This window comes from Actinomycetospora aeridis (assembly GCF_037400275.1).
Lineage (GTDB): Bacteria > Actinomycetota > Actinomycetes > Mycobacteriales > Pseudonocardiaceae > Actinomycetospora > Actinomycetospora aeridis.
Genome location: NZ_JBBEGL010000002.1, coordinates 533,490 through 555,178, shown reverse-complemented (window position 1 = coordinate 555,178; position 21,689 = coordinate 533,490). Strand labels below are relative to the sequence as shown.

Here is a 21,689-nt window from a genome sequence, read left to right as displayed (position 1 = left end):
TCACGTCGCCGACCTCGGCTCGGCGAGGAGGCGAGACAGCGCGACGACCGCGTCGGCCAGGCCGTGGTCCGGGTCGTAGCGGACGATCTCGCACCCGAGTGCCTCGCGGAGGTCCTGCTCGCGCCGGAGCTCGGCCGCCGCGTCGTAGGACGCGTGACCCCGCTCGTCGCACTCGACGGCGACCCGTCGACCGGGGAAGTAGAGGTCGACACGGTAGGAACGGTCGGCGACCTGGACCGGGTGCTGTCGAACAGCTCCACGTCCCGGGAAGCAGGCCTCGATGACGGCGATCGTGCGGGTCTCGGCGTAGCCGGCGACCGCGCGCGGGGCGTCGAGGGTCGCGCGGAGTTCCGGCGCCATCGGCGAGCGCGACCCACCGATCAGGTCGCCGGCCCCTACCGAGGACACGAACAGCTCGGCGTCGGCGAGGTCGGTGCGCACCTGTTGCCGAGCGTCGTCCCGGACCTGGTTGCGGGTGCGTGCTGCAGTGTGACGGCGTCCCAGCGCCTCGTCGATGTCGCGCGCCGCGAACCACCACTGGCCGCTGATCCGCGTCCTCCGCACAGCCCGACCTCCGCAGTGGACGACCGAGAGGCGCCGTCGCGCCGCCACGGCTCCGTCCACATCGACCTCATCGCCGACGACCACCACCAGGACGACGCCGAGGACGACCGCCACCAACGGGGACAGTCGCGCCACCCAGGCGAGCACCTCCAGCAGCCCCGCCGCATCGGCGGGCACCAGCGAGCCGAGGAACGAGCCGAGGAGCAGGGCAGCCGCGACAGCGAGGGCGGTCCCTTCGAAGTCAGGATCGGCTCCCGGCCGCGCCGCCCACCCGCACGTCACCAGCACGAGGGTCAGAGCGGTCGCGATCGCGACGGCCCAGGAGGTCGAGAGTCCGGCACGGTCGTAGGTCACCCACCAGCCGACGAACGCGCAGGCGGAGAGCGCCATGGCGGCGAGAGCGAGGGCGATGGGCAGCGATCGCTGCCCGGGCGCGACCCCCTCCATGCTCAGCACCACCACTTGCGGGCGCAGTAGCCGCCGGTCAGGGCGCCGTCGGGGAGGTTGACGTCGTCATCGTCGTCGATGTCCACGTCGTACTCGGTCGTGGAGGGGGAGTAGTCCGGCTCCGAGCAGTCGCGGCCCGTGTAATCCCGCTCGCGGAGATCGGCGAGGCGCTGGGCGGACGCGTCGTTGTCGCCCTCGTAGAGACCTGTGTGGTCGGACGAGATCATCGTCTCGCCGAAGTCGCTGCCGTAGGTGGTCGAGACGTAGCGGAGCATCCGGCCGTACCGATCGCGGTCGACGCCTGCCTCCTGCTCCAGCACGACCGACTGCCCCTCGAGGTACAGCTCGGCGGACTCCTTGGCCTGCCGCCCGCCGTAGGTCTCCATCTCGCAGGAGTCGATCCCCAGGACGCGGACCTCGTCGCCGCCGGCGATCTCGAAGCTGTCGCCGTCGATGACGCGCGTGACCCGCACCGTGGTCCCGGCGGGCTGCGCGACCGAGGTCGGCGCCGCGACCGACACGGCGTCGTTTGCCACGACCGGCGGGGCGGCGGCCACCGCGGGCGCCGCGACGGATGCCGCGGGCGTGGGTGAGCTCGATTCGTTGTCACCGCACGACCCGACGACCGCCAGGAAAGCGATGACGCCGACCGCCCAGCCCTTTTTCGACACAGTTTCCCCCCGACAGAGAACCGCAGATGAGAATCGGACCGTCGGTGTCGCGGGTTGCGCGAGCCGTCCGTGGTGTCCGTTGCCGGGTTCTCGTTCCGCGACGAATCGTCGTTACGACGAAGAGGTCCCCGGAGAGGGTGAAGCGGTCGTCGCGACCGACAGTCAGAGCGGGAGATCTCCTCGCTGGGCAGGCTCGGTGACGGACGTGTGCGGGCTGTGCGCCCACATCATCGCAGCCGTCAGTCCCCGGAACGAATTCGTCGTCCAGCCCGCGTGCCCCCGAACGGCGTAGCTCGTTGACGAGTTCACACGCGCTTGACGCTCGAGGGCGTCGCGGGTGCACCGGCAGCCGGGGCCGACCCCCGGCTCGACAGAGAGATACGCGCATGCAGCTCCCCAGCTCCCTGCCGACGAGGGCCGGCGCGCTCCTCGCGTCCGCCGTCCTCGCCGCAGGAGCCTTCGTCCTGGTCACCCCCGTCGCCCAGGCCTGGGAGGGCGGTGAGCCCGGCGGCGGCACCTCCGAGAACCCGGGCCACCACGAGCCGGGCGAGAACCCCGGCGAGGAAGAGCCTCCCGGCGGCAACCCCACCGACACGGCCTGCTTCGGCCGCGACATCACCATCACGGGCACCGCCGGGGCCGACGTGCTGGTCGGGACCTTCGGTGTCGACGTCATCTCGTCCCTGGCCGGCAACGACGTCGTGCGCGGTGACGCGGACTTCGGGGGCTTCCCCGGCGGCGACACCGACTACATCTGCCTCGGCGACGGTGACGACGTCGCCGACGGCGCCGCGAAGAGCGACTACATCGACGGCGGGATCGGCAACGACGTCATCGACGGCGACAACTTCCCGTCGCCGTTCGGCGACCACCTCTTCGGCGGCGAGGGCAACGACACCTTCACCGGCGGGATGGGTGACGACGAGATCGTCGGCGGGCCGGGCAACGACATCATCGACCCGCCCGGTGCCGGGATCGGCGCCCCGCCGTCGTCCGGCGCCGACGACATCGACGGTGGCGAGGGCGACGACCTGATCACCGAGCAGCTCGACGGCGGCAGGGACACCATCGACGCCGGGCCGGGCAACGACCGGTGCGTCGTCGACGTGATCGATGTCGTCACCAACTGCGAGACGGTCATCCGCGTCCCGGCGGGCGGCTGACGGACTCCCGGCGGGCCGATCGGACACGAGAGTCGGCCGGCCCGCCGACCGTCAGGAGGACGGGCTCCCGGGCGACGGCGTGGCCGGCGAGGCGATCGCCAGCAGCACGAACAGCAGGGCCGCGCTCGCGAGGGCGAGGCCGAGCGCGGCGATCGGAGCCCACAGCACCGACCAGGCCCGCGCGGGTGTCAGCACCGGCGCGACGAGGGCCGTCACCGCACAGAGGGTCGCCCCGAGGGTCGTGAACGCCCGGATGTTCGTCCGGGAGCTGGTGCGGACGACTTCGCCGACGGCCGACGCGCGCAGGACGAGGGCGGCCCCAGCGATCACCAGCAGGCCGATCGCGCCGAGCGGACCGACGAGACGGAACGGGATACCGAAGCGCAGGCCGCTGTAGGGAACGCGCAGTTCGGGAACGACGAGGGCCATCGCGAGGCCGGCGATCCCCGCGAGGGCGGCCACCGCCAGGGCTCCGGCGCGGACGGCGCACACGCGCTCCGCCCCGACCGGGACCCACTCGCGGCCGGACTCGTCCGACGGGGGCATGGGCTGGCCTCCTCCAGGCTCGCTGCGCAGACTTGGACGACCGCCACCGTCGGGGATGTTCCCTATCGTTCGCGTGGTGTCGACGGATTCGTTCGCGTTCCCCGCCTATCTGACTGCGGGTGAGGAGGCGTCCGCGGGCGGTCAGCGCCGCTACATGAACACCGTCCGGTTGCGGCTGATCTTCCTCGTGCTCGCCGCGGTCGGCGGTGCCGTCTCGGTGACGGCCGAGGGCAACGACCCGTTCGCCTGGCTCGCGCTCGTGGCGTTCGTGGCCTGCGTCGGGTGCGAGTTCTTCCTGTTCGCCGAGGCGCCCGAGAAGCTCTGGTACGAGGGACGGGCAGCGGCGGAGTCGACGAAGACGCTCGCGTGGCGCTACGCCGTCGGGGGAGCACCGTTCCCGCTCGGGGCGCCCGATCCCGACGGCACCTTCCTGGGGCAGATCGACGAGGTCGCGTCGCAGCTCGATCGCGTCGTGGCGACCTCGGCGGGCAGCGGTGCACAGATCCCGGAGAGCCTGCGTTCGCTGCGGGAGTCCGACTTCGCGACCAGGAGGTCGGCGTTCGAGACGGGCCGGGTCGCGGACCAGGTGGCCTGGTACACGGCCAAGGCCGTCGACTGCGCGCGGAAGCAGAAGCTCTTCCTGCTGCTGACCATCGTCGTCGAGATGCTCGGCATCATCGGGGCGGTCCTGCGGGTGACCGGCACCTTCGACTTCGACGCCCTCGGCATCCTGGCGGCCGTCGTTTCGGGTCTCGCCTCGTGGGCGCAGACACGGCAGTACGGCGCGCTGAGCACCTCGTACTCGATCGCCGCTCGCGAGCTCACGTCCATCAGGGACGCGATCCCGAAGCAGACCGAGACCCAGTGGCCGACGTTCGTCGGCGAGGCGGAGGAGGCGATCTCCCGGGAGCACACCCTGTGGTTGGCGTCGCGGGGCCTCCTGCTCCGCCGCCGATAGCTCGTGGGTCGTCGTGTCCCTCGACCGGGTGGTCCACCGCGTTCGGAGAAACGGACCCTCCGCGCTCCGCGACCCACCGGTCGACTCGTTCGTCCGTCGGGGGATGCACATGGCCAGGCACGCTGCTGTTCTGCTCGAGGAGCCGACGACCGCTCCCATCCCGGTCGTGCAGGCTCACGACGTCCGACGCGGTGCTGCCGGCCGGACCTGGCGGGTCGGGCTGATCGTCAGCGCCGTCGTCGCGGTGGCCGTCGTCTCCGGACTGGTCGGGGGCGCGGTGGCCCTGAGCTTCGCTCCCCGGGTCGAGGCCGGTCCGGCCGTACCGGTTGCGGTCGCGGCCCCGCCGGTGTCGCCCGTGGTCGCGCCGGCCGCGACGACGACCCGGTCGGTCGAGCCGTCCCGCAGGACGACCGCCACCTCCGAGCGCTCCCAGAACTCCGAGAGCAGCCGGACCAGGAGCACCACTGCCGCCGACGACACCGACGGCGACACCGGCGAGTCCGACGACGACACCGCAGGGCGTACCGCCCGCTCGGAGGACGGCGACGGGTGCGGCCCCTACGAGCACAAGCTCCCCGGGGGTTACTGCAGCCCTGACACCGACGTCCTCGACGAGAACGGCAACCCGGACCCGGCCCGCGCCGTCGTCCCCGGCAACCTGGACTGATTCGCTACCTCGTCAGCCGGTCCAGGAAGGCGATCAGCAACGCCTCCCGCAGGCGCGGAGGAGCGGCGTCGAGCAGGGCGTTCACCGGCGCCATGCGGGCCGGCACCGCCACCGTGCCGTCGCCGCCGAGACCGGCGATCTGCAACAGGCCGTCGAACGCGGCGTCGTCCAGCGTGGCCGGGTCGAGCTGGGCCGCGGCGGCGCGTAGCTCGGGCGCCACGACGACCGGACCCGCCGCGACCGCCGCGTCAACCGACGCGCGAAGCGCCTCCACGCCGTCGCCGACCCCGGACGCCGTCGCCGCGCTGACCGTGAGGTGCAGCGTCGCCGGCATCCCGCGGAACGCCATCTGCGGCTGCACGAACCATCCGCGCTCGCCCATCTCGTCGGCGAGGGTGAACACGTCGAGCGCGTCGTCGGTCGTGACGGCGAGCAGGGACGCGTCCGGCTCGGCCGCGAGGTCCAGGTGGGTCGTGGCACGGATCGCGGCTGCGAGCTCGCGCGTCGCGTCGAGCGTGGTGCGCACGAGCACCCGGTACCCGTCGTCGCCGATGTGCTGGACCACCGCCCACGCCGCGGCGATCGGGCCGCCCGAGCGCGTCGACTGCATCGTCGCGTTGAGCATCGTGTAGCCGGGCCAGTCGGCGCTGGCGAAGAACTGCGGGCGACGCAGCGCCGGGTCGCGGTGCAGCAGCAGCGAGACGCCCTTGGGGGTGTAGGCGTACTTGTGCAGGTCGGCGGACAGGCTCGTCACGCCGGGCACGGCGAAGTCCCACGGCTCGGCGAACCCGCTCCACGGCAGCACCCAGCCGCCGATGCACGCGTCGACGTGGCAGCGCACCCCGCGTGCGGCGGCCGCGGCGGCGATCGGCGCCACGGGGTCGACCACCCCGTGCGCGTACGACGGCGTCGACACCGCGACGAGCACCAGCCGGTCGCCGAGGGCGTCCATCGCCGCCGCCATCGCCGCGGGGGCGGCGCGCATCGTCGTCGGGTCCACGTCGACGGTCACGAGCTCGACGCCGAAGTAGTGGGCGGCCTTGTGGAACGCGCCGTGCACCGTCGTCGGCGCGACCATCGCCGGCCGCTCGACGGTCGCGGCGTCCCGCGCCGTCTGGACCGCCAGCAGGATCGACTCGGTGCCGCCCGAGGTGACGGTGCCGACGGCCTCCGGCGGCGCGTGGAACAGCGGCCGCGCGAAGGCGATCAGGTCGCGCTCCATCGCCGCGAGGCTCGGGAACGCGGTGGGGTCGAGCCCGTTGGTCGCGCCGAAGCTCGCGAGCGCCGTGCGCCCGATCTCGTCGGCGTCGGCCAGACCCGAGTCGTAGACGTAGGCGAGCGTGCGCCCGCCGTGCGTCGGCAGGTCGCCCGTGCGGAGGGCCTCCAGGCGGGCCAGCACGTCAGGCACGGGTCGTCCTCTCGTCCAGGGAGTAGCGGCGCAGCGGCACCAGGCTCAGCGCGACCAGGACGGCCGGCACGACGGTGAAGCCGACGGCGATCGCGGTCAGCGCCGCGGGTGACTGGACGGTGCCCTCCGAGGTCGAGGCCTCGTAGCCGCCGATGGAGAGCACCAGCCCGTAGAGACCCGGACCGAGGGCGAGGCCGAGCGTCTCCCCGGCGGTCCAGAGCCCGGTGAAGACGCCGACGCGGTTGGCGCCCGAGGCCCGGGTCGCCTCGGCGGCGACGTCGGGGAGCATCGCGAGCGGGCAGAGCTGCGTGCCGGCGTAGCCGATGCCCGCGACCGCGGCCGCGACGTAGGCGGGCCACGTCGCGTCACCCGTCGCCGTCCACAGCAGCAGCGTTCCGGCGACGAGGACGACGGTCGCGGTCAGGTAGGCCGCCCGCTTCCCGGCCCCGGCGGCCCACCGGCCCCACAGCGGACTGACCAGCAGACCGGGCCCGACGAACGCCGCGAACAGCACCGACGCCGTCGCCGGGTCGCCGAGCAGGTAGCGGGCGACGTAGGCGACCCCGGCGAGCAGCGCGCCCACCCCGAGGGCCTGGGCGACGAACGCGATCAGCAGGCGACGGAAGTCGGCGACGGCGAGGGCGAAGCGCAACTGCTCGCGCAGGGTGCCCTCGGCGGCGTCGGTCGGGTCCTCGGTGACGCCCCGCGTCGTGACGTAAGCGCCGACCGTCCCGACGAGCAGCAGCATACCGACGTACACACCCATCGCCGCGTAGCCGAGCGAGGAGACGATCAGCGGCGCCGTCGCCCCGGACAGCAGGATCGCGACGGCGATGACCGCGACCCGCCACGTCATCATCCGCGTGCGCTCCCCGGCGTCCGGGGTGATCTCGGCGGGCATGGCGTTGAACGGCACCTGGAAGAACGCGTACGCCGTCGCGCAGGCGAGGAAGGCGACGACCACCCAGGTCGCCGCGAGCGCCGGTGGTGCCGACGGGCCCGCGAAGATCAACGCGAAGGTGATCGCGAGGGCGATCCCGGCGCGGAGCAGGAACGGTCGCCGGCGGCCGAGGGGCGAGCGGCTCCGGTCGCTGATCCGGCCCGCGATCGGGTTGAGCACCACGTCCCACGCCTTGGGCACGAAGACGATCAGCCCGGCGACGGCGGCGGCGACCCCGAGCGAGTCGGTCAGGTACGGCAGGAGCAGCAGCCCCGGGACCGTGCCGAACGTGCCCGTCGCGATGCTGCCCAGCGCGTACCCGCGGCGCACGCGGGCGGGGAGCGGCATGGAGCAGGACGTTAATGCGTGGCCAGCTCGATGGCGCCGGTCGACCATGGGTCCGCGGCAGGCAACGACCTGGAGCGGGAGCTCGCGCGCGCCGAGGCGTTGAGTCTTGCCCGGCTGCTCGGGCGCAGCGCGCCGACGGCCGGCGATCCGATCGACTTCACGGTGACGCGGGTCCGGATCGCGGCCGTGCTGCTCGCCGCCTGGGCCACCGATCCCGAGATGCGTGACGCCCTGCGCCCCGTGTTCGAGGCCGCCGTGCCCGACCAGCGCGCCCTGATCGCGCTCGGCGACATCGACACGTGGTTGCGCGACGGTCGCCCGGCCCGCCGGTGGTGGGTGCAGGCCGCGGCCGGCCCGGACCCGGATCTCGCGGCGATCGGCGCGTGGCGGGCCGGCCGCGCCGACCTGCGGGGCGGCCGGCCCGCCGACGCCCTCCCGCTGCTCCAGCAGGCCGATCTCGCCGGCATCACCGAGGCGTCCCTGGCCGTGGGACGGATCCTCGGTCGCCGCGGCGACGTCGACGCCGCGTCCTGCGCCTTCCGTCGCGCCCGGACCGGCGCCGACCTGCTGCGCCTCGCCGAGGAGCGCCTGCGCGCCGACGACCTCGAGGGAGCGGAGCGCGAGCTCATCGGCTTCCGGCCCGCACCCGACACAACGGGTTTCGTGGACCAGGCCGCGTGGGAGAGCGCGATCCTCGGGGAGATCGCGTTCCGTCGCGGGGAGCTGGACCGCGCGGAGCCCCTGCTGGAGTTCGCTGCCGGCCGGTTGGGCGACCGCCGGCGGGAGCTCGATCTGCGGCTCGCACAGATCGCCATCGCCCGGGCCGATCCCGTGATGGCCCACCACTGGACCGAGCGGCTCGCCGAGGGCGACGACGCCGAGGCCGAGCAGGCACGTCTGCTCATCGAGCTCCACCGTGAGCTCATCGAGCAGGGCGAGCGCATCGCCGACGGCGAGGAGGAGCCGCCGTGGGAGTGACGGCGGCACTCCCGTCGACCCGTGTCCTCGGGACACGGGTCGACGGATGCGGGGCCGGGCCCGGGAGGCTCAGGACGTCGCTCGGTGGATCTCCAACCGCCCGCCCCGCAGGACGAGGAAGGTCTCGTGGTGCTCGGCCGGGACACCGCGGGCCCGGACGTCTGCCGCAGACGGCCGGGCATCCAGCTCGAAGTCGATGCGACCGAGGAGGAACGGCAGGCGGCGGTGGAGCCGCACGGCGATGTCGGTGAACCACGCGACCATCGGACCGCGCCAGCCCCACGACCCGTCGACGAACGTGCCCGCGAGCGGGTAGAGCTGGCTCAGCGCCCCCGTCGGGACCCACAGCACGAGCTTGACCGGGCCGGCCCCGTCGACCTCGGTCCCCGGCAGTCGGATCGCGCCGTAGCCGCACACGACACGGACGCCATCAGGGTGGGCGGCGGTGCCGTGGGCGACCGCGCCGTACTCGCCGGCCCAGTCGGGGTCGTCCCACCGCAGTCGGTCGCCGGGCGCGATGTCGCGATCGGGACTCACGCCGACGATGCCGGCCTCCTCGCGGAGGGCCTCCACGGCGCCGCGGACGTCGACCTCGGGCGCCACCTCGAGATCGAGCTCGAACAGACCGCCGCACCAGCTGCTCGGCGTGAACCCGTGCGGGCCCGGCGGCGGGGCGGCGCGCGCAGCGATCGCCGCCTCGAGCGCGAGGAGTCCCGCGACCGCGGCCCGCCGGTACCCGGCGACGTCCTCGTGGTCGGGCCGCTCCATCGCGAAGGTCAGCTGGTCCATGAGCAGGTCCAGGGTCCGGACCTCCGGCGTGACGGGACTGACGGGCGCCAGCGGATCGCGCAGACGCGAGACCACCTCGAGGACCTCGAGCAGGTCGAGACGCCCCTCGTGCCAGATCCGCAGCAGGTGCTCGGCGTGCCGCATGACCGCCGTCCCCGGCGTGTCCGCGGCGGCGACGCCGAGCTCGTCGAGCAGCCGTCGCCAGCGCGGGGCGACGCGGGCCGCGACCGCCCGTCGTTCGTCGGCCGGCTCGGCCGCGAGCTCGCGCAGCGTCGGGGTGTCCCACCCGTCGACGAGCCGGTCGACCGCGAACCGCACGACGTCGGCCCAGGTCACCACCTCGAGCGCCACGGCGGCGTCGAGCTCGCTCGCGGTGATGCCGTCGAGGAGGACCGCCACGTCGATGTCGTCGTCCATCGTTCCCCTCGCAGGTGTCGAACCAGCTGCCCTCCGAGGAGTCGAACCTCGAACCTCCAGGACCAGAACCTGGCGCTCTGCCGAGTTGAGCTAGAGGGCAAGGGATCAGGCGAGCTGTCGGCCCAGCCGTCGTGGCAGGCGCGCGACGACCTCGTGACCGAGCTCGCCCGGGCGGGGGAGCACGTCCAGGAAGGCGGTGGCGATCACCGCCCGCATGACGTCGTCGCCGTCCCGGAACTCCTGGGCCAGCGCGACGACGACCCGGTCGGCGACGGCCCGCGAGCCCGCCACCGGCCCGAGTGACGCGGCCACGTACCACCGCGCGAGATCGGCCAGCAGCACGGTGGGCTCCACCTCGCCGTACTGGTCGACGTTCTCGCGCACCAGCCCCGCGGTCTGGGGGCCGGCGTCGACGAGGACCCGGGCGACGGCGAGCGCGATCGAGGGCCGTGTGTGCCGACGTTGTCGCAGCCGCAGCATCGCGAGTCCCTCCTCCCCGGTGTCGTTCTGCACCATGGCGCCCGGCACCAGGAGGTCGCATCCGACTTTCGGCGTCGAGAACGCCGTGGCGGCTCCGTCCCGGGGGAGGAAGCGAGGGAGGAACCCATGGCGCTCAAGCGGATGGACCACGTCGGTGTGGTCGTCGACGACCTGGACGCGGCGATCGCGTTCTTCCTCGAGCTCGGGATGGAGCTCGAGGCCCGGATGCCCGCCGAGGGGACGTGGGTCGACCAGGTCGTGGGGCTCCACGACGTCAGCGTCGACATCGCGATGGTGCGGACCCCGGACGGTCACAACAAGCTGGAGCTGACGAGGTTCCGGACGCCGACGGCGACGACGGCCGAACCGGACGCCCCGGCGAACACGATCGGTCTGCGCCGGCTCATGTTCGCCGTCGACGACATCCACGACACCGTCGAACGGCTCCGGGCGCACGGCGGGGAGCTCGTCGGGGAGATTGCGCAGTACGGGGAGATCTTCCTGCTCTGCTACCTGCGTGGACCGGCCGGGATCCTCGTCGCGCTGGCCGAGGAGTTGGGCTGAGGACGACGAATCCGTTCGACGTCATCCTGAGAATCCCGACCTGTGGAACCACTCGCTCCTGGGGACTGCCGGCGGTGTCGTGCCCGCCATGCGGTGACGCACGGTGTCGTGGTGTGCGGCGTCGGGAAGCTCATGCTCCTGGCCGCTCTCGCGCACGGCACCCACCTCGGGTGGGGTCTGCTGTGGTGGATCGGCCTCGCGCTGCTGCTCCCGTTCCTGTGGTGGACCTGGACGCGCGACGAGAAGATCCACTGGTCGCGTCACGTCCGGCAGCGGCACGTCACCGCGGCGGGCTCGCCCCCGGCACCCTCCGGACCATGTCGCGGGCCTGCTCAGCGCCGCCCGAGCCGATCGCGAAGTCGGATCACGGTGAGCGCCAGGACGGTGACGGCGACGGCGGGCCCGGCGGGGTGGGCGGCGCGGGCCCCCGTCAGGTCGAGCCGCGACGTGCGGCCGATGGAGCGGGTCAGACCGCACGCCGGGCAACGGTGGCCGGTGAGCCGGCGCCAGGGGCACACCACGGGACCCTCGCGACGTCCGGCGACACCGGCGGCGAGGACGTAGCCCGCCGCGGCCGCGAGGACGCGGTCCGCGGTCGTCACCACCCGGACCGCGAGGCCGTGATCGACCGGGCGTAGTTGATCATGTCCTGGTAGCGGGCGACGTCGTACGGCGAGCTCACCGGGAGCTGCACGGCGTGGAAGAAGCCGGGGCCCTGGACCCCGATCTGTGCCCACCCGACCGTCCGCTGCTCCTTGACCAGCAGGAACAGCAGGCCGAGGAAGCAGAAGAGGAAGAAGACGACCGCCAGCACGATGGCCCACGTGGGGATCTCGGACGTCGTCCGGGACTGGTCGGTGAGCGACCACTGCGCCTGACCGACCGGGAACCGCCCCTGCGGCAGGACCACGTACTCGGGCGTGACGGCGATGTCGCCGACGGAGAGCAGCACGGGCTGCGGTGGTTCGCCGGGCCACTCCATGCTCATGGGTTCGTGCTCCTCGTCGCCAAGGGCGGTCGGCCGCCGCGGATCACATCGGCGCGCAGTCGATCGGGGTTACGGCGCTGCTCGTTGCACCGGAGCACGTAGAACTACCGACGCCGAGGGCGCCGGCCCCTGCCAGCGTCTCTCGGCATGAGGAACGCAGGACTCGTCGCCGTCGTGGTGGGAGCACTGGCGTGGTCCGCGGTGGCACCGGTCGACCGGCCGACATGGCTGCTCGAGGTCGCGTGGGTCCTCGTCGGGCTGCCCGTGGTGGTCCTCCTGTGGCGACGCTTCCCGCTCACGCCCCCGCTGACGGTGCTGCTCGCCGCGCACGCCCTGCTGCTGATCTACGGCGGCCACCACACCTACGCCGCGACGCCGCTGGGTGAGTGGGCGCGCACGACGTTCGACCTGTCCCGCAACCCGTACGACCGTCTCGGGCACCTCGTGCAGGGCTTCGTGCCGGCGATCGCGATGCGGGAGCTGCTGCTGCGGCGCAGCCCGTTGCGCCGGGGCCCGCTGCTGACGGTCCTGGTGTGCAGCGTCTGCCTGGCCTTCGCCGCGTTCTTCGAGCTGATCGAGTGGTGGTCGGCCCTGGCGCTGGGGCAGGGCGCCGACGCCTACCTCGCGACCCAGGGCGACGTCTGGGACACGCAGTGGGACATGGCCCTGTGCCTCGCCGGGGCGCTGATCGCCCAGCTGCTGCTCGCCCGCCGTCACGACAGGAATCTTGAGGAACTCATGAGAGGCCGGGACACGGGAACACCCGCTGGTCCGCGGACCGTCACAGCGGCATGGAGCGACAGATGATCCGGCACCCCGCGCCGCCGCGGTTCGAGGCACCGGCCGGGCTCGCCGACATCGGCGAGCTGGGCGAGCCCTGGGCGGCCGCCGCATGGCACCACGCCGTCGCGATCGCCTCCGGCTGGCGCGGCGAGGCGCCGACCTGGACCCCGTGGGGCTACCCGCCGCCCGCGCCCTACCGCCCGATGGTGCCGATGCCGCGGCCGGCACAGCACGAGGTCCTGCCTCCCGCCCCGCCGCGCTGGACGCCGACCCGGCCGCTCGGGATCGCGCCGGCCTGACGGAACTCGCTTGCCGCCGGCATCGACAAAGACCACGGTCACGCGGGTGGGCGACGTCTGGACCGGGGAGCTGCTCTCCCAGCTCGAGCTCCACTGGGAGCGGCAGCTGCGCCCACGTCTCGCCGGGCTCGGCGACGACGAGTACTTCTGGGAGCCCGCACCCGGCGCCTGGGGTCTGCGGTGGCGGGCGGCGGAGGCCCGCTGGGTCGGCGACTTCACGATCCCGCCGCCCGAGCCGGCACCGGTGACGACGATCGGCTGGCGGATCCGGCACCTCGTCGGCGTCGTGCACGGCATGCGGTCGATGCCGCCGTTCACCGGTGCGTCGTGGGACTTCGCGACCTTCCCGTCGCCGGGGACGGCGGCGGGGGCGCTGGCCCAGCTGGACGACGCGGTCGCGCGGTGGACCGCCGACGTGCGTGCGCTCGGCGACGACGGGTTGCTCGCGCCGTTCGGGTCCGGGCCGGAGGGGTGGACGGTGGCGGGCATCGTGCTGCACGTCCACCGCGAGCTGATCCACCACGGAGCGGAGATCGCCCTGCTGCGTGACCTCTACCCGCACGGGGTATGTGAGCGAACTTCGGGGCCATAGCCCCGAAGTTCGCTCACATACGGAAGCGTCAGAAGTACGTCTTGCGCCCTCCGACCCCCCGGCCGGCCGCACCGAGCAGGGTGAGGACGAGGCCGACGACGAGAAGGATCGCGCCGATCGTGTAGAGGATCGAGATCCCGAGCACGTAGCCCAGGATGATGAGGATGACGCCGAGGATGATCACAGGTGGGCTCCTTGGTGGCGCGGGGCACGACGGCCCGGCGCCCGGCCGACTCCGGTCGAGCAGCCGCCGGGTTCTCGACGACCGCGCGGCCGAGCAGACCGCATCGCGGCGGTCGCGGGTGGAGCAGTTCGGGAACTAATTTCCGGCTCTGGTGACGATCTCCAGGCGGACGTGCGTGCCGTCCGCGCCGGTCCAGAGGTGCAGCAGGTCGGTGAGCTGGCGTGCGAGCCAGACCCCCCGACCGCGCACCGAGCGGGTCTCGGGGCAGCGCAGCCCGGGCGTCGTCGTGGACATCAGTCCCGGGTCGTCGAGCTGCGCGACGAGGCGGCCGGGCGCCGTCCACCACGACAGCGTGCCGTGGCCGGGGCCGTGCTCGACGCAGTTGCTGGCGAGCTCGCCGACGGCCAGGACGAGCCCGTCGACCCGGTCCGCGTCGAGCCCCGCCTCCTCGCCGCGGGCGCGCGTGACCCGACGGACGTCGCGGAGCGCGCCGGCGCCGGTGAACGTCGTCGTGTGGTCCGGCGGCCCGAGGGCGGGCGCGGGCGGGGCGGGCATGGCGGTGAGCACCTGGTCGGGCGTGCGGTAGCGCGGGTTCGGGCTCGCCGTCACCCCGTCGACGAGCTCGGGGTGGTTCCAGTAGAGGAAGCGCTCGGCGTCACCGCGCAGGGCGTCGCAGAGGCAGACGAGGGTGACCGGGAGACCGCGCAGGGCGAGGTTCGAGCTCGCGTCGACGACGTTCCAGGCGTCCGGCGCGCCGACCGCGGAGCTGTCGCTCAGCACCAGCGCCGCGCGCCCGTCGGCGGTCATCTCCCGCAACGTCGTCGCCCGCCGCGCGGCCGTCGTCTGCCCGCTCCACGTGTACGGCTGGGCCGGCTCGCCGAAGACGATGCCGGGGACCCGGTCGCCGAGACGCTGCTCGATGACCGCCCGGACGAGCTCGTCGACCGCGGCCAGCACGACGTCGCCCCGCGCGAGCGCGGCGTCGAGCATCGGGCCGAGCGAGGCGACGAGGCCGTCGGTGTCGCGGTAGGAGAGCGCGAGATGGCGGAACGGGTCGGCCCCGCCGGCCGGCGGGGCAGGACGATCGGGCGCCGCGGTCACGTGGCCGGGTCCTGGGGGTCGTCCCGGTCGAGCACGTCGAGACGGGTGGTGAGCCCGAGGATGTCGAACATGCGGCGCGTCGGTCCGCGCCCGAGACGCACCGCGAGGCGCCGGTTCGCGGCGTCGGCTCCGTGCTGGGCGAGCAGGACGAGCCGCACACCGCAGGAACCGACGTACTCCAGGGCCGAGAGGTCGAGCACGAGGACGGGCGGGGCGTCGGCCTCGGCGGCGGCGACCTGGTCCTGGGCGACCGCGAGGGTGTCGTTGTCGAGCTCGCCGCGCAGGGCCAGCTCGAGCCGGTCGTCGTAGCTGACGCGGTCCACCTCGAGGACGGCCGGCGGATCGGTCACGGCTCCGCCCTCACGACGAGCAGCGCGACGTCGTCGCGGAGCCGGCCGCGCTGGAAGTCGGACACGGCGGCGAGGACGCCGTCGGCGAGCTGGTCGGCCGACCGGCCGGCGAGACCCGCCACGACGGCCGCGAGCCGTTCGGGACCGAAGAACCCGGCCGGCCCGCGGGCCTCGGTGACGCCGTCGGTGTAGAGCAGCAGCGCGTCGCCGGGCGCGAGGTGGATCTCGGCCTCGGGCAGGTCGAGGTCGGCGAACACCCCGACGAGTGTGCCCGGGAGGTCAACCCACTCGACCCGGTCCTCGCGCAGGACGATCGCCGGCGGGTGCCCGCCGTTGACCAGCGTGACGTCCAGGCCGTCCGCGCCCGTCGGGCCGGGCCTCATCACGGCGTGGACCATCGTCGCGAACCGCGCCCGCGCCTCGTCGTGGTGGCGCAGCATGGCGGCGTTCACCCGTCGCACCACCTCGGCGGGCCGGAGCCCGTGACGCACCTCGGCGTGGACGGTGTGCCGGACGAGCGAGGTGAGCGCGGCCGCCCGCGGACCCTTGCCGCAGACGTCGGCCACCGTCAGCGCCCAGCGTCCGCGGTCCTCGTCGGCGTGCACGTCGTAGAGGTCGCCGCCGACGTAGACGTCGGTGAGGTCCGGGTCGGGCGGGCGGTAGCGCCCGGCGCACGAGACCCCGGGCACGGCCGGCAGCTCGCTCGGCAGCAGCGCGGTCTGCAGGGTGCGCGCGACGAGGCGCTGCTGCTCGTAGAGCGCGGCGTTGTCGAGGGCGAGTGCCGCCGTCGCGGCGAGGCGGCCGACGAACGTCAGGTCCTCCTCGTCGAAGCGGCGACCGGACTCGGCGTGGACGAGCGTGAGCGCCCCGAGGCTGCGGCCCCGGACCAGCAGCGGCACGACGATCGCCGACCGCATCCCGAGGGTCCGGATCAGCGCGAGATGGGTGTCGTCGACGGCGGACGCGGCGAGCAGCTCGTCGGGGACCTCCGGCAGGACCACGGGCTTCCCGGTGCGGGCGACGTCGACGGCTCCGCCGCGGGCGGCGGGGTCGCGCGGGTAGCGACGCTCGAGCTGCTCGACGAACTCGATCTTCTCGGGGTCGAGGTGCGACACCGCGACCTTCTCGACGTGCGACCCGCGCACCAGGTGCACCGCCGACCAGTCCGCGATCCCCGTGACGGCGAGGTCCGCGAGCTGGCGCAGCCGCTCCTCCACCGAGAGCGGGGCCTCCATCAGACGGCCCGCCTGCGCCAGGAACGCCATGCGGTCGCGCTCGCGCTCGGCGGCCGCCCGCGCATCGCGCTCCGCCGCGTACAGCCGGGCCCGGTCGAGCGCCTGGGCGCACAGGGCGGCGACGGTGACCAGGAACTCCCGCTCGGCGGGGTCGAACGGGCGAGGCCGGTAGAAGCTGAAGACGACCGCGCCCAGGACGCGGTCCTCGACCCGCAGGGGGACGCACGCGCTGGCCTCGTGGCCCATGGACACGCCGATCGGCGCCATCTCCGGGTAGCGCGTGCGCCACTGCGCGGCGTCCTCGAGCCAGACCGGCTCACCGGTGAGCACGGCGTCGGACATCGGGCGCCCGCGGTGCAGCGGGATCCGGGCGAACTGCCGGGCGTCGCCGGGCCAGCCGTGGGTGTGCAGGCCCTCCATCGCCGCGCCGCCCTCGCCGCGCACGTAGGCCGCGCAGGCGTCGGCGCCGATGAGGGCGGCGGCCGTCGTGGCCGTCAGACGCCCGATGTCGGCCGGGGTGAGAGCGCGGGAGAGCTCCTCGGTCAGCTGCTGGAGCCCGGCCGCGCGGGCCGTGGTGGCGTCGAGCACGGACGCAGCTACGGTCAGTAGCTCCGGAGTGTCGGCCGTCACCCGGCGGAGCCTAACCGCCACGGCGTCGCGGGCACAGACACCCGGGACGGTGACGGAAGGTGATCATCGAGAAGTTCCGGAACTATTTTCGGCGCGATGTCGATCCGCGCCGTCGCCGGTCGACCTGTGGGTGCCAGGGTCCGCCGAGGGCCCGCTCGACCACCCCGCTCGACCCCAGGGAGACAGCCGTGAAGTACATGCTGATCATGCGCGCGAACGACGAGGCCTACGCCGGGATGGCGGACGTGAGCATGGACGAGATGATCGAGAAGATGGGCCGGTTCCAGGAGGAGATGCTCCGGGCCGGGGTGCTGCTCGCCGCCGAGGGCCTCGAGGACCCGGCGGAGACGGTCGTCGTCGACCACGGCTCCGAGCCGCCGGTGGTCACCGACGGGCCCTACGGCGAGACCAAGGAGCTCTTCGGCGGCTTCTACCTGGTCAACGTGGCCTCGCGCGAGGAGGCCGTCGAGTGGGCCAAGCGCGCGCCCGGCACCGGACCCGGCTTCAAGACCGAGATCCGCCGCGTCTCGTCGATCGACGAGTTCCCCCAGGACAACGAGTGGATCCAGAAGGAGCGGGCGTGGCGCGAGGCGACCGGGCAGCTCTGAGCGACCCGGTGCCCGAGGGGAGCGCGCGTGACGCCGCGGCCGCCGTCTGGCGGATCGAGTCGGCGCGGATCGTCGGTGCGCTCGCGCGCTACACCGGCGACTTCGCGCTCGCCGAGGACCTCGCCCAGGAGGCCCTGGCGGAGGCCCTCGTGACGTGGCCCCGCGACGGTGTCCCGCGCGAGCCCGCGGGATGGCTGCTGACGGTCGGACGGCGCCGGGCCATCGACGCGTTCCGCCGCCGGGCCGGGCGCGACGAGCGCTACGCCGCCCTCGCCCACGAGCTGGGCGAGGGCGGCGCGGCCACGGGGGGTGAGCCGGCCCCCGAGGGGGACGACCTCCTCTTCGACCCCGACCGGATCGACGACGACGTCCTCGCGCTGATCTTCGTGTCGTGCCACCCGGTGCTCTCGCGCGAGGCCCGGGTGGCGCTGACGCTGCGGGTGGTCGGCGGCCTGACGAGCGACGAGATCGCGCGGGCCTTCCTCGTCCCGACGGCCACCGTGCAGGCCCGGATCACCCGGGCGAAGAAGACGCTCGCGGCGGCCGGGGTGCCGTTCGAGGTGCCGCCCGCGACGCAGCGCACCGAGCGTCTCGGGTCGGTGCTCAACGTCGTGTACCTGATCTTCACCGAGGGGTCGTCGGCGAGCTCCGGCGACGACCTCATCCGCTTCGACCTCGCCACGGAGGCCCAGCGGCTCGCCCGCGTCCTGTCCCGGCTGGTGCCCGACCAGCCCGACGTCCACGGTCTGCTCGCGCTGCTCGAGCTCACGACGGCACGCTTCCCGGCGCGCACCGGGCCCGACGGCGAGCCGGTGCTGCTCGAGCACCAGGACCGCGGGCGGTGGGACGTCGCCGCGATCGGGCGCGGGCGCGCGGCGCTGGCCCGCGCGGAGGGGCTCGGCCGGGGTCTCGGCGCCTACGGCCTGCAGGCCGCGATCGCCGAGCGCCACGCCGTCGCCCCGTCCGTCGAGGCCACCGACTGGCCGCGGATCGTCGTGCTCTACGAGGCGCTCGGGCGCCTCGCGCCGTCCCCGGTCGTCGACCTCAACCGTGCGGTGGCGGTGTCCATGGCCTCGGGACCGGCGGCCGCGTTGCCGATCGTCGACGAGCTGGAGTCCTCCGAGGTCCTCGCGGGCTCGCACCTGCTGCCGAGCGTGCGCGGCGAGCTGCTCGTCCGGCTCGGACGCCCCGCCGAGGCGCGGCAGGCCCTCGAGCTCGCCGTCGCGCGCTGCGGCAACGAGCGGGAGCGGGGCGTGCTCCGGCGCAAGATCGCCGACCTCGACGGGGCGTGACCTCAGCGCTCGTCGGGCGCGGTGGTCCGGGCCTGTGTCAGCGCGACGCTCGTCTCCCACAGGTCGTGGGCCCGCTCGAGGTCGTAGGAGGCGTCCGACGACCGTGCCTCGCGCCCGCCGCTGACGTAGCGACCGGTCGGAGCCGGTGCGAGCACCAGCCGGGCGAGCCGTGCGCCCGAGCGGCGCGGGGTGTGGCGGTTGATGCCGGGGACGAGGGTCAGTGCGGGCATGACGCGGCGCCACACGACGCGGCGGAACGCGGGGAGGTCGCGGGCGAGGCCGGTGCCCGGCATCTGCCCGGGGTCGAAGGCGGTGAACGTCGCGACCTCGGGCGGGACGCGGCGGGCGAACTCGTAGGCGGCGAGGACGGCGCACAGCTTCGCGGCGGCGTAGCGGCGTTGTCCGGTGCGCAGCGGATCGCCGTCGCCGTCGCCCTCGTCCGGGTGGGCGAGCTCGGCGGCCGTCGTGTGGTCGGGCGCGGGGAAGCCGGTGCGCCGGGCCGGGTCGTGCGTCGCGCTCGAGACGAACACGACGCGACCCGGGGCCGGCATCGTCGGGAGGACCTCGCGGACCAGCAGGAAGTGGGCGAGGTGGTTGACGCCGAAGGTCGTCTCGACGCCGTCCTCCGTCCACGTCGTCCCGTGCGCGACGAGCTGGCCGGCGTTGCACACCACGGCGTCGAGGGGAGGGAGCTCCCTCGCCACCCGTCGGACCTCGGCCAGCGACGCGAGGTCCAGGCGGATGCCGGTGGCGCGGGGGCCCAGCCGGGCGGCCGCCTCCTCCGGCGCCGTGCGGCCGGTGACCACGACGTCCCAGCGCTCGTCGGCGGCGAGCAGCGCCTCGGCCGTCGCGGAGCCCAGGCTCCCCGTACCGCCGGTGATCAGTGCCGTCCGCCGCTCCATCGCCGCCGCCCCTCGCCGGCCGATTGTCCGATTACGACGTTACATCGCAGGTCAACGGGGTACCTCGGAGGCAGCGAATGTCCTATCGGCGTGCTCAACCGGACGCTCGCTGCTTCTAGGCGCGCAAAGTCCCCGTTGATCTTCTCGGTGATCGCGAACGTCAGGACACGCCGCGGTCGGCGGCCGACCAGTGCTCGGCGCGCAGGTCGCGCTTGAGGATCTTCCCCGCCCCGGAGATCGGCAGGGCGTCGCGCAGCTCGACCGTGCGGGGCGCCTTGTAGTTCGCGATCAGGCCCTTGACGTGCTCGCGCAGCTCCTCGCCCGTCGGGGCGGCGCCGGCGACCGGGACGACGACCGCGTGCACGCGCTCGCCCCACTCCTCGTCCGGCACCCCGATCACGGCGCAGGAGGCGACGTCCGGGTGCTTGGCCAGGGCGTTCTCCACCTCGACCGAGTACACGTTCTCGCCGCCGGAGACGATCATGTCCTTGATCCGGTCGACGACGTAGACGTAGCCCTCGTCGTCCATCCGGCCGCCGTCGCCGGTGTGCATCCAGCCGCCGCGCAGCGCGGTGGCGGTCTCCTCGGGGCGGTTCCAGTAGCCGAGCATCACGTGGGGGCCGCGCGACACGATCTCGCCGACCGTGCCGTGGGGGACCTCGACGTCGTCCTCGTCGACGATCCGGACCTCGGAGTGCGGCGCCGCGCGGCCCGCCGAGCGCCGCAGACGGTCGACGCCGTGGTCGGCGGGCAGGAGCAGCGTCGCGACCGGCGAGAGCTCGGTCATGCCGTAGGCCTGGGTGAACTCGGCGGCCGGAAGGCGCTTGGCGGCGCGCTCGAGGACGGCCTCGGAGATCGGGGAGGCGCCGTAGAGCAGGTGGCGCAGGCTCGTCAGGTCGGCGTCGGCGGCCTCGGGGGAGTCGACCAGCATCTGGATCATCGTCGGCACGAGCAGGACGTCGGTGACCTCGTGGCGGGCGATCGCCTCGGCGACCCCGGTCGGGGTGAACATCGGGACGATCACGTGGGTGCCGCCGACGACGTTGCGCGCGACCCAGGCCGCACCGTCGGCGAGGTGGAACATCGGGGCGGCGTGCAGGTAGCGCCCGCCGGGCTCGGTGAACGCCCCGGACGCCGCGCTGCCGAGCGCCGACGCGAGCAGGTTCGCGTGGCTGAGCACCACGCCCTTCGGCGTGCCCGTGGTGCCGCCGGTGTAGTAGATGCCGTACGGGTCGGCGCCGCCGCGGCGCGCGTCGGGGACGGGCTCGTGCCCGGCGACGAGCGCCTCGAAGCCGACCATGCCCTCGGGCACCTCGCCGTCACCGCTGTAGACGACGGTGCGCAGCACCGGGGCCCCGTCGCGGATCGCGGCGACCGCCGGCACGAAGGCGTCGTCGACGACGAGGACCGCCACCTGTGCGTCCTCCAGCGAGAACGCGATCTCCGCCGGGCTCCACCGGATGTTGACCGGGGTGACGACGCCGCCCGCCCACGGCACCGCGAAGAGGTACTCGTGGAAGCGGTCGGAGTTGAGCGAGAGCATCGCGACACGGTCGCCGGGCCCGACGCCGAGCCCCTGCAGTCCCGCGGCGAGCCGGGCGACGCGGTCGCGGCACTCGGACCACGTCCGGACGCGGTCGCCCGCGATCGTCGCGGGCTGCTCCGGGGTCTGCTGGGCGGCCCGGTGCAGCGCCTGGGTGATCTCCACGGCCGGTCCTCCTCGGTGCTTGTCCGCACGATGTGAATGATGATTAGCTTGCTGACGAGCGTAGTGAAGCACGTCAC

The 21,689-nt window shown here is 73.9% G+C and carries 25 protein-coding genes and 1 tRNA gene; 10 read left to right on the top strand and 16 right to left on the bottom strand.

All coding sequences use genetic code 11. From position 1 onward, the window contains the following. Both WCD41_RS08215 and WCD41_RS08210 read right to left on the bottom strand, forming a co-directional pair. Positions 1–1,011: a hypothetical protein gene (locus WCD41_RS08215; protein WP_337712920.1), complete on the bottom strand. Its 1,011-nt coding sequence runs from the start codon at positions 1,009–1,011 to the stop codon at positions 1–3. 2 nt (positions 1,012–1,013) lie between these two features. Then, positions 1,014–1,547 (bottom strand): thermonuclease family protein, encoded by a 534-nt coding sequence (locus WCD41_RS08210; RefSeq protein WP_337712919.1) that lies wholly within the window; start codon positions 1,545–1,547, stop codon positions 1,014–1,016. A gap of 521 nt (positions 1,548–2,068) precedes the next feature. Between WCD41_RS08210 and WCD41_RS08205 the strand changes: the two genes are divergently transcribed. Then, entirely contained in the window at positions 2,069–2,845 is a 777-nt protein-coding gene (locus tag WCD41_RS08205; protein WP_337712918.1) for a calcium-binding protein, read from the top strand. A 51-nt stretch (positions 2,846–2,896) separates the two neighbouring features. Here the strand turns inward: WCD41_RS08205 and WCD41_RS08200 are convergent, their stop codons facing one another. Continuing rightward, entirely contained in the window at positions 2,897–3,391 is a 495-nt protein-coding gene (locus WCD41_RS08200) for a hypothetical protein (RefSeq protein ID WP_337712917.1), read from the bottom strand. Between the two features lie 76 nt (positions 3,392–3,467). Here WCD41_RS08200 and WCD41_RS08195 point away from each other — a divergent pair, with 76 nt between their 5' ends. Beyond that, positions 3,468–4,349, top strand: a complete 882-nt coding sequence (locus WCD41_RS08195) for a DUF4231 domain-containing protein (protein WP_337712916.1) — start codon at positions 3,468–3,470, stop codon at positions 4,347–4,349. Between the two features lie 166 nt (positions 4,350–4,515). Beyond that, positions 4,516–5,016 (top strand): hypothetical protein, encoded by a 501-nt coding sequence (locus tag WCD41_RS08190; protein ID WP_337712915.1) that lies wholly within the window; start codon positions 4,516–4,518, stop codon positions 5,014–5,016. A gap of 4 nt (positions 5,017–5,020) precedes the next feature. Here WCD41_RS08190 and WCD41_RS08185 read toward each other — a convergent pair whose 3' ends face one another. Continuing rightward, positions 5,021–6,424, bottom strand: coding sequence for a pyridoxal phosphate-dependent decarboxylase family protein (locus tag WCD41_RS08185; RefSeq protein WP_337712914.1), 1,404 nt, complete (start codon positions 6,422–6,424; stop codon positions 5,021–5,023). After that, positions 6,417–7,712, bottom strand: a complete 1,296-nt coding sequence (locus WCD41_RS08180) for an MFS transporter (protein WP_337712913.1) — start codon at positions 7,710–7,712, stop codon at positions 6,417–6,419. Before WCD41_RS08180 ends, WCD41_RS08185 begins: the two co-directional genes overlap by 8 nt. Positions 7,713–7,730: 18 nt before the next feature. Here WCD41_RS08180 and WCD41_RS08175 point away from each other — a divergent pair, with 18 nt between their 5' ends. Next, positions 7,731–8,690 carry a hypothetical protein gene (locus tag WCD41_RS08175; protein ID WP_337712912.1) on the top strand — a complete coding sequence of 320 codons (960 nt, stop codon included), beginning with the start codon at positions 7,731–7,733 and terminating at the stop codon, positions 8,688–8,690. A 69-nt stretch (positions 8,691–8,759) separates the two neighbouring features. On the opposite strand, the gene WCD41_RS08170 is transcribed toward WCD41_RS08175, so the two are convergent. From WCD41_RS08170 to WCD41_RS08160, 3 genes are all read right to left on the bottom strand, one after another. Further along, a complete protein-coding gene (locus WCD41_RS08170) occupies positions 8,760–9,896 on the bottom strand; it encodes a hypothetical protein (protein WP_337712911.1) in 1,137 nt (378 codons plus the stop codon). A 26-nt stretch (positions 9,897–9,922) separates the two neighbouring features. Beyond that, a tRNA-Gln gene (locus WCD41_RS08165) sits at positions 9,923–9,996 on the bottom strand. Between the two features lie 5 nt (positions 9,997–10,001). Further along, positions 10,002–10,412, bottom strand: a complete 411-nt coding sequence (locus WCD41_RS08160) for a hypothetical protein (RefSeq protein ID WP_337712910.1) — start codon at positions 10,410–10,412, stop codon at positions 10,002–10,004. A gap of 90 nt (positions 10,413–10,502) precedes the next feature. On the opposite strand from WCD41_RS08160, the gene WCD41_RS08155 reads away from it, so the two are divergent. Then, positions 10,503–10,940 carry a VOC family protein gene (locus tag WCD41_RS08155; protein WP_337712909.1) on the top strand — a complete coding sequence of 146 codons (438 nt, stop codon included), beginning with the start codon at positions 10,503–10,505 and terminating at the stop codon, positions 10,938–10,940. 332 nt (positions 10,941–11,272) lie between these two features. On the opposite strand, the gene WCD41_RS08150 is transcribed toward WCD41_RS08155, so the two are convergent. Then, on the bottom strand, positions 11,273–11,542 hold the full coding sequence (locus tag WCD41_RS08150) for a DUF2752 domain-containing protein (protein WP_337712908.1): 270 nt from the start codon (positions 11,540–11,542) through the stop codon (positions 11,273–11,275). Then, positions 11,539–11,928: a hypothetical protein gene (locus tag WCD41_RS08145; protein ID WP_337712907.1), complete on the bottom strand. Its 390-nt coding sequence runs from the start codon at positions 11,926–11,928 to the stop codon at positions 11,539–11,541. The genes WCD41_RS08150 and WCD41_RS08145 overlap by 4 nt, the downstream gene beginning before the upstream one ends. 147 nt (positions 11,929–12,075) lie before the next feature. On the opposite strand from WCD41_RS08145, the gene WCD41_RS08140 reads away from it, so the two are divergent. From WCD41_RS08140 to WCD41_RS08130, 3 genes are read left to right on the top strand one after another with little or no spacing between them, the layout of a single operon-like run. After that, positions 12,076–12,735: a DUF2238 domain-containing protein gene (locus WCD41_RS08140; RefSeq protein ID WP_337712906.1), complete on the top strand. Its 660-nt coding sequence runs from the start codon at positions 12,076–12,078 to the stop codon at positions 12,733–12,735. Further along, complete coding sequence (locus WCD41_RS08135) at positions 12,732–13,010, top strand: hypothetical protein (protein ID WP_337712905.1); 279 nt, start codon at positions 12,732–12,734, stop codon at positions 13,008–13,010. The genes WCD41_RS08140 and WCD41_RS08135 overlap by 4 nt, the downstream gene beginning before the upstream one ends. A gap of 46 nt (positions 13,011–13,056) precedes the next feature. Continuing rightward, on the top strand, positions 13,057–13,602 hold the full coding sequence (locus WCD41_RS08130; RefSeq protein ID WP_337712904.1) for a DinB family protein: 546 nt from the start codon (positions 13,057–13,059) through the stop codon (positions 13,600–13,602). Positions 13,603–13,630: 28 nt separating this feature from the next. Here the strand turns inward: WCD41_RS08130 and WCD41_RS08125 are convergent, their stop codons facing one another. The 4 genes from WCD41_RS08125 to WCD41_RS08110 all read right to left on the bottom strand — a co-directional run bounded on the left by WCD41_RS08125 (position 13,631) and on the right by WCD41_RS08110 (position 17,060). Continuing rightward, positions 13,631–13,786, bottom strand: a complete 156-nt coding sequence (locus tag WCD41_RS08125) for a DUF6131 family protein (RefSeq protein ID WP_274203808.1) — start codon at positions 13,784–13,786, stop codon at positions 13,631–13,633. Positions 13,787–13,921: 135 nt separating this feature from the next. Beyond that, positions 13,922–14,887 carry an ATP-binding protein gene (locus tag WCD41_RS08120; RefSeq protein WP_337712903.1) on the bottom strand — a complete coding sequence of 322 codons (966 nt, stop codon included), beginning with the start codon at positions 14,885–14,887 and terminating at the stop codon, positions 13,922–13,924. Next, positions 14,884–15,237 (bottom strand): STAS domain-containing protein, encoded by a 354-nt coding sequence (locus WCD41_RS08115; protein ID WP_337712902.1) that lies wholly within the window; start codon positions 15,235–15,237, stop codon positions 14,884–14,886. Before WCD41_RS08115 ends, WCD41_RS08120 begins: the two co-directional genes overlap by 4 nt. Next, positions 15,234–17,060 (bottom strand): SpoIIE family protein phosphatase, encoded by a 1,827-nt coding sequence (locus tag WCD41_RS08110; protein ID WP_337712901.1) that lies wholly within the window; start codon positions 17,058–17,060, stop codon positions 15,234–15,236. Before WCD41_RS08110 ends, WCD41_RS08115 begins: the two co-directional genes overlap by 4 nt. Before the next feature lie 230 nt (positions 17,061–17,290). Between WCD41_RS08110 and WCD41_RS08105 the strand changes: the two genes are divergently transcribed. Further along, the gene (locus WCD41_RS08105) at positions 17,291–17,710 is read left to right on the top strand and encodes a YciI family protein (protein ID WP_337712900.1); all 420 of its coding nucleotides are present in this window, start codon (positions 17,291–17,293) and stop codon (positions 17,708–17,710) included. An 8-nt stretch (positions 17,711–17,718) separates the two neighbouring features. After that, on the top strand, positions 17,719–19,002 hold the full coding sequence (locus WCD41_RS08100; protein WP_373695107.1) for an RNA polymerase sigma factor: 1,284 nt from the start codon (positions 17,719–17,721) through the stop codon (positions 19,000–19,002). Positions 19,003–19,004: 2 nt separating this feature from the next. Here WCD41_RS08100 and WCD41_RS08095 read toward each other — a convergent pair whose 3' ends face one another. Together WCD41_RS08095 and WCD41_RS08090 are read right to left on the bottom strand one after the other, a co-directional pair. Continuing rightward, a complete protein-coding gene (locus tag WCD41_RS08095) occupies positions 19,005–19,904 on the bottom strand; it encodes an SDR family NAD(P)-dependent oxidoreductase (RefSeq protein ID WP_337712899.1) in 900 nt (299 codons plus the stop codon). Between the two features lie 160 nt (positions 19,905–20,064). Next, on the bottom strand, positions 20,065–21,612 hold the full coding sequence (locus tag WCD41_RS08090) for a long-chain-fatty-acid--CoA ligase (protein ID WP_337712898.1): 1,548 nt from the start codon (positions 21,610–21,612) through the stop codon (positions 20,065–20,067). Between the last annotated feature and the right edge of the window lie 77 nt (positions 21,613–21,689).